Annotated in this window: 6 protein-coding genes; 3 read left to right on the top strand and 3 right to left on the bottom strand. The window is 40.3% G+C overall.

The window, feature by feature from the left end; genetic code table 11:
* Positions 1-122 precede the first annotated feature (122 nt).
* The 3 genes from cbiE (at position 123) to BGL89_RS05195 (ending at position 2616) form a co-directional block, all read left to right on the top strand.
* A complete protein-coding gene (gene cbiE / locus BGL89_RS05205; protein ID WP_286824773.1) occupies positions 123-1391 on the top strand; it encodes a precorrin-6y C5,15-methyltransferase (decarboxylating) subunit CbiE in 1269 nt (422 codons plus the stop codon).
* A 133-nt stretch (positions 1392-1524) separates the two neighbouring features.
* On the top strand, positions 1525-2157 hold the full coding sequence (locus BGL89_RS05200; protein ID WP_286824771.1) for a Uma2 family endonuclease: 633 nt from the start codon (positions 1525-1527) through the stop codon (positions 2155-2157).
* A 72-nt stretch (positions 2158-2229) separates the two neighbouring features.
* Positions 2230-2616: a hypothetical protein gene (locus BGL89_RS05195; RefSeq protein ID WP_286824770.1), complete on the top strand. Its 387-nt coding sequence runs from the start codon at positions 2230-2232 to the stop codon at positions 2614-2616.
* A 157-nt stretch (positions 2617-2773) separates the two neighbouring features.
* Here BGL89_RS05195 and ppsA read toward each other — a convergent pair whose 3' ends face one another.
* From ppsA to BGL89_RS05180, 3 genes are all read right to left on the bottom strand, one after another.
* Positions 2774-5215 (bottom strand): phosphoenolpyruvate synthase, encoded by a 2442-nt coding sequence (gene ppsA, locus BGL89_RS05190; RefSeq protein WP_286824769.1) that lies wholly within the window; start codon positions 5213-5215, stop codon positions 2774-2776.
* A gap of 310 nt (positions 5216-5525) precedes the next feature.
* Positions 5526-6188, bottom strand: a complete 663-nt coding sequence (locus tag BGL89_RS05185) for an RloB family protein (RefSeq protein WP_286824768.1) — start codon at positions 6186-6188, stop codon at positions 5526-5528.
* A 1-nt stretch (position 6189) separates the two neighbouring features.
* On the bottom strand, positions 6190-7470 hold the full coding sequence (locus tag BGL89_RS05180; RefSeq protein WP_286824767.1) for an AAA family ATPase: 1281 nt from the start codon (positions 7468-7470) through the stop codon (positions 6190-6192).
* Positions 7471-7521: the final 51 nt, after the last annotated feature.

Below are 7521 nucleotides of genomic sequence, written 5' to 3'. Positions count from 1 at the left end.
TTTTGAGCTTCTACTAATTCGGCTAATAATTTCCAAACATCATCGGCGGTGGTGGTCATAATTTTTCCTCTGAATTAACTTGGCACTAACCCGATTATATCTTGTTTGAAGGATAGAGCCTGATGGCAGATAATGAAATAGTAGCGATTTTTTTTAATATGGCGGATCGCAATTGTAAGTCGAAATGGCTATCGATCATAGGAATTGGTGAAGATGGCTTAGAAGGGTTAAGTTCAGTGGGGCGAAGTCTGCTTTCTTTAGCATCAGTTATTGTCGGTGGTGAACGTCATCTGGCAATGTTACCCCCAGAGGATCAACGGCAAAAACTGCTCTGGACTTCTCCCATTCAAGACTCTGTGAACGAGATTATCCGCCGTCGTGGTCAATCCGTCTGTGTTTTGGCCAGTGGTGATCCCATGTGCTACGGAATTGGTGTCACCCTCACCCGTCAGATTCCCCTTGAGGAAATGACGATTATTCCCTCTCCTTCTAGCTTTAGTCTTGCCTGTAGTCGTTTGGGTTGGTCCCTGAGTGAAGTAGAAACTTTGAGTTTGTGCGGCCGTCCTCCGGCTTTGTTAAATGGGGTGCTTTATCCCGGTGCTAAACTGCTGGTACTGAGCGCCGATGCCGAGACTCCTGCGATCGCTGCTCGGCTTCTAACCGAGGCAGGTTTTGGCGAAAGTTCCATCACGGTTTTAGAACATCTAGGGGGAACCCAGGAACGCCACATCCAAGGCATCGCCAACGATTGGCAGTTTACAGATCTGGCAGATTTAAATGTCATTGCCATTAGCTGTATCTCCTCCCATCCTCCTACCCGGGCGCCGCGCCTTCCCGGACTGCCGGATTCTGCTTACCATCATGACGGACAGTTGACAAAAAGAGAAGTTCGTGCTATCACTCTGAGTACATTGGCTCCCCTACCCGGACAATTGCTCTGGGATGTGGGAGCGGGTTGTGGTTCCATTGCCATTGAGTGGCTGCGTAGCGATCGCCGTTGCCAGGCTATTGCGATCGAACATCATCCCACCAGATTACAATACATTGCCGATAATGCCGCCGCCTTGGGAACGCCCCATCTGCAAATCGTCGCCGGAATTGCACCGAGCGCCTTGGCAGATTTACCGCCACCGGACGCTATTTTTATTGGTGGCGGTATCACCACACCCCACCTATTGGAAACCTGTTGGTTAGCGCTGCGCCCCGGGGGTCGTCTTGTTGCTAACACTGTTACAATTGAAAGTGAATTAGTCCTCTTGCAATGGCATAGTAAATTAGGCGGGGAACTGCTGCGGATTGGCATTGAAAAAGCCGAACCTGTCGGTAAGTTTTTAGGTTGGAAAGCAATGGCTCCCGTAACCCAGTGGACTGTTGTGAAACCGAGATTGTAAATCCTTGATTTTGTCCTTGATCTCTCTTGCAAAAGTTGTAGATAGAACTTTTTGCTCTAATTCCTCTTCTTCTGGACTTTATTATAGAATTAAGTTGTTGACATTTTCTAGTTTTAACTTTTTAATTAGTCTTATGGTTTCGCAACTAGATAAAACTAACGTCACTGAAATTATCTACCCCGATAGCGATGGTCAACCCATGGCGGATAGTACCCTGCAATTTCGTTGGATTACGACAATTAAAACTAATTTAGACTGGCTATTTCGTAATCAGTCTGATGTCTTTGTTGCAGGGGATTTACTTTGGTATCCCGTGGAAAATGATAATAAACTGCGTCAATCGCCGGATATCATGGTGGTTTTTGGGAGACCAAAAGGGGAAAGGGGTTCCTATCGACAATGGTTAGAAAATAATATTAGTCCCCAGGTGGTTTTTGAAATCCTCTCTCGGGGTAACACCCTCACGGAAATGGCCAAAAAACAGCTATTTTATGACCGTTATGGGGTTGAGGAATATTATCTTTATGATCCCCATAAAAACGATGCTAGTGGTGGGATAAGAGGCGAAAATCAGCTAGAAATTCTGGAAACTCTCGATAATTGGGTTAGTCCCCGTTTAGGAATACGGTTTCAGTTAGGAGAACCGGAAATGTTGCTTTTTTATCCCGATGGACAAGCTTTCACTAGCTATAATAAGGAAAAACAACGAGCGGAACGATTGGCAAATAAACTGCGGGAATTAGGCCTTAATCCTGACGAAATCTAGGTTTATCTCTTGACCGCAGTTTAAAGTTAATCTTTGTTAAGAGATAAATAAAAAATAGCCATAGTGGGCTATATGTATTTTCAGTATGATAAACTTAGTTGGCTTAGTACAAAAAAACTGATGTTTAGGGATAATAATGTAGATGAAATTACGCAAAATTTTTATAGTATTTATGGCTCTATTGAAGGGCAGTTAGTATCTATTAATATTGCCAATCGTCAAAAGATAAAGATGGGGATTCGTAGCCTAACTGATAACAAAATTATTAAATGTTTTTTTCCTGAAGAACTTTTTGAACAAGCTAGAGAAGCATTAGGAAAAAGAGTTTATGTTTTTGGGTTAATTCGGCAGTATTTGCATGGAGAAAAAATCAATATTCAAGTGCAGGAACTGAAAGTCTTTCCTAAAAAATCTGCTGCTTCTTCCCTGTCTAATATTATCAATTCAATTAGAGGTTAGTTTTGAAAAAAAGTCGATCAAAAAACCTTATTGTGATTCGGGAATCTTGAACAATTTTTTTAATGAAGAACTCCAGTATTATGAACGCAGAACTAGATTAATATTGTCAACATACCAATACAAAAAAAGGTGGGCAAGTCCCACCTTTATCACTAAACTATTGTCCTTTCTCCACTGCTGCCACAATCAATAAAGTTTTCAGCACCGAATCAGGATTAAGACTGATAGAATCGATGCCTAATTCCACTAAAAATTGAGCGAATTCGGGGTAATCACTGGGGGCTTGACCACAGATACCGATTTTGCGATTATGGGCTTTAGCGGTTTCAATGGCCATTTTCACCATGCGTTTAACTCCCTCATTCCGTTCATCAAAAAGATGGGCAACTAGGGCAGAATCCCGATCTAATCCTAAGGTTAATTGGGTCAAATCATTAGAACCGATCGAAAATCCGTCAAACACCTGAGCAAATTGGTCAGCAAGAATTACATTACTTGGTAACTCACACATCACATAAACTTGCAAACCATTAACCCCGCGTTCGAGACCATTTTTCGCCATTTCTTCGAGGACTCTCATCCCTTCTTCGGGGGTACGACAGAAAGGAATCATCGGAATCACATTAGTTAATCCCATTTCTTCCCGTACCATTTTCAGCGCCCGACATTCCAAAGCGAAAGCTTCGCGATAATTAGGATCAGTATAACGGGAAGCACCGCGCCAACCGATCATCGGGTTTTCTTCCTTGGGTTCAAAGGGTTTGCCACCCAATAAATTAGCGTATTCATTGGATTTAAAATCGGACATCCGCACAATTACATCTTTGGGGTAGAATGCGGCTGCAATCATGGCAATTCCCCGGGCCAATTTATCGACGAAAAATTGGGGTTTATCCTGGTAGTGTTTGGTTAATTCGGCGATTTGGTCTTTTACGTCCCCTTCTTCCAATTCGTGGAATTTCAGCAAAGCGCTGGGGTGGGCCTGAATATGGTTAGCGATAATGAATTCTAGACGCGCCAAACCGACACCTTGGGCAGGAATATCGGCAAAAGCGAAGGCTTTTTCGGGATTACCGATATTCATCAGGATTTTTGTCCGAGTTTCGGGCAAATTATCCAGGGGAGTTTCGCGAATTTCAAAGGGTAGCAATCCGAGGTAAACTTTCCCTTCATCCCCTTCCGCACAGCAAACGGTGACTTCCTGTCCGGTTTTAATCGTTTCCGTGGCATTATTGCAACCCACGATCGCCGGAATGCCCATTTCTCGCGCGATAATAGCGGCATGGCAAGTACGACCACCCTGATTAGTCACGATCGCGCTTGCTTGTTTCATAATCGGTTCCCAGTCGGGATCCGTGCGATTGGTGACGAGAACTTCTCCCGGTTTAAAGTTGTTGATTTTATCGACACTGAGGATGACTCTGGCTTTTCCTTGACCGATTGCCGCACCTACACTCCGTCCCACTGCTAAAACGTCACTTTTTTGCTTAATTTCGTAGGATTTAAGGATATTAGCGGCTTTTTGCGATTGTACGGTTTCTGGGCGCGCCTGAACGATAAAGAGTTCTCCCGTGATCCCATCTTTTGCCCATTCGATGTCCATGGGGGTGTAGATTCCGCGCACTTGCGAGTAATGTTCCTCGATTTCGGTCGTCCAACGGGCTAAAGTGAGGATTTCCTGGTCATTAATGCAGAATTGATCCTGTTCTAGCTTGTTAACTCGGATATTCTTGGTTAGACGCGATCCTCCATCATCGTAGATCATCTTGATCGCTTTACTGCCTAGGCGTTTGTCGAGGATGGGTTTGTAGCCGTTTTTAAGAGTGGGTTTAAAAACTAGATATTCGTCGGGGTTAACAGCGCCTTGCACGACATTTTCCCCTAAACCGTAGGCTGCCGTGATTAAAGCGGCATTTTTGAACCCTGTTTCCGTATCGATGGAAAACATCACCCCAGAGGTGGCTAGATCTGAACGCACCATTTTTTGGACACCGACGGAAAGGGCGACGGCAAAGTGATCGAAACCGTTATGATGACGGTAGGAAATAGCGCGATCGGTGAATAAAGAGGCAAAACATTTATGGCAAGCTTCTAAAACTCCCCTCACCCCTTGGACGTTGAGATAGGTTTCCTGCTGTCCGGCAAAACTCGCTTCTGGTAAGTCTTCGGCAGTGGCGCTCGATCGAACGGCCACATCAATGGAATGATAGAGATCATCGCCATAACGTTCACAGAGTCGGCGATAGGCAATAGCGATCGCATGACTTAAATCCTCGGGGAATGGTGTATTTAAGATTAATGTGCGCGCTTGTTTACCTTTTTCTTGCAGGTTCTGCACATCGTTTTCGTCTAAATCTTGGAAAATTTGTCTTAATTGTGCGTCTAGTCCGGCTTTTTCGACAAATTGATGGTAAGCGTAAGCGGTGGTGGCGAATCCTGTGGGGACATTAATCCCTTTCGGGGTTAATTGTTGGATCATTTCGCCTAAGGAGGAGTTTTTCCCACCGACTAATCCCACATCTTTACTATCTACTTCTTCAAACCACAGAATTAATGCTTGTTCTCTAGAGGTTCTCGCAACATCTTGTAGTAGCATCATAAGTATTTTTACCTCTGTACTTTATACTTTCAGTTTAGCGAGATACCATCTTCAAAAACCCTTGAGTTTGATATTTATTTACAAAACTCTTAATAGCAAACTCAGCCACTATCACCCTATCTCTAAAGGGTTTAATTGTCTAGCTTTTTATACAAAAATTAATACATTATTCAGGGGTCTCAACAGTAATTTTCCTCAATGATAGCCTTAATTATAGCGTTTCTCGTCAAGATTAACTGTAACCTAATTTGGTATCGACGACGGGCTCGCCAAAAGGAAAACTTCGTATCTCACCATTAAGATAACTGCTCTATCTCAAAATAGTTAAGCGACTATTTTTATTAAGTTCTCTCACTAATTCATGTACGGTAGTGGAAGGGTAGGGATCAAAAGGATGTTGTTTTAATTCATCTCGCCGTTTAATAAGTTTTTCGGCATTGATAATTGCTGTAGACTGATAGTCATTTAATTTTTCATACATATCCTCTCGGTTTTTTTCATATTTTTCTTTCTCCTTAAATAATCCCTTTTTTGTCATTTGAGTAGTTAAAATACGCCCGTATCCATTTCTAGGTATAGCAGTATCAAGATATTGAAAGTGCAAAATATACCAAATTTCAAAGGCTTCATTAGAATAGGCAATCTTGATATTTTCTTCTTTGGCAAGTCCTTCAGCTTGATTAAATTGCTCTTTGGTATAATTATCTTTATCAAAAACACACCAAACTTGATCGTAAGATGCTGATTTTTCATTGTTTTTAATATTAATTGCTTTCTTGACTAAACTCAAGGTATTTTGACCTTCTCCCTTAACTTTTATTTTAATGTTATTAGATTTTAAATCTTCCCTCAAACAAGTAAAGTAATAGTATTCAGTTTTTTCGCCTTCACAAACAATCAAAAATGTTTCCCTTGGCTGTCTATTGTTAGCTTGACGTTTTAAATAACCATAATTACCATCTTTTTTAGCCATACTAATCACCGATAACTTTGCTTAAATCACCAATAAAAGGTATTGCACCATAGCGACCTTGAATATAATCTTGTTCAAAGGAAGCATTATTATCAATATCAAATTCGACCAGAGAATATAAATCCGTTGCTTCTTGGCGATTTTTTTCGGTAAACCAGATTTGATCTCTCCTAAAAAGTTGATTACTAAGTAAATTAACATCATGAGTGGCAAAAATAAGTTGAGCATTTTTAGGGTTAGTTATCTTAGAGTTAAATAATCCAATAATTGCTATTGCCATTAAGGGATGTAGTAGAGAATCAAGTTCATCAATTATTAATACCTCACTTTTTTTTAAAGCAGATAAAACTGGTGCTAACAAAGCAAATATTTTTTGAGTACCGCGAGACTCATGTTTATTCATTTGAAAGCTTTCTAAACCTATTATCCTTCCTTCTAAATCATACTTTTCGTGATAGGTTTCAATGGAGTTATAGATATAATTATCAAGGCGAAATTCTTTGTTTTTAACTCGATCAGGAATATCTTTATGAAAATTATCTAGGGATGTCCGTCCCACTTCTACACTCATATCCTTGATACTCAAATCTAATTTTTTAATTAAGAAAACGATTTCATTTTTAAGATTTGGCTCTCTAGAAAGATAGTCAAGAGATAGCTGTCTTAAATTTTCAAATTGCGAACCCGATATAATTTTTAATCTACTAAACCAAAGTAAAATCTTTCCTGCTAACGGGTCATTAAACTGAGCGGCAATCGATAGAAATAAAGTATTTTTTTTGGTTAAATCTTTGACATCTTTGCCCTTCAACAGACTTTTACTATATTTAATTATATCTTTTTCTCGGCTAAATATATTGGTTTTGCGAGTTTTGGGAGTGCAAGATAACCCCTCAGAAATTACTCGCTCTTGGGTGACTTCAAAGCTATATTCATAGATCTTATTATCTAGATGAAAAACTATCTTAAAAAAAGAAGGTTTATCTTCAGTTTCAGAACTTAATCGAAATTTTTCTAAATTTATCTTATCTGTAATTTGTAACTTCGAGGAATTAATTACAAAACTTTGCATAAAATATAAGGCCAGAATCAAATTACTCTTACCACTAGCATTTGCTCCATAAATAGCAGCACTTTTTAATAAACTAAAATTCTGATTAACCTTAAAAACATTATTTTTATCAAGCTCATCATTACCTGTTGCTTCATCTGCAGCCACCATACTGAGAGTGACTACATCCTTAAAAGACCGATAATTACCGACACTAAATTCGATGAGCATTGCATACTGACCCTAAAAGTCTCTGGGGAATTGATGAAGACTATGCTTTTA

Source organism: Microcystis sp. LSC13-02, assembly GCA_002282935.1.
Taxonomy (GTDB): domain Bacteria; phylum Cyanobacteriota; class Cyanobacteriia; order Cyanobacteriales; family Microcystaceae; genus Microcystis.
The sequence above is the reverse complement of the archived record's forward strand: the minus strand, read 5'-3'. Positions and strand labels throughout refer to the sequence as shown.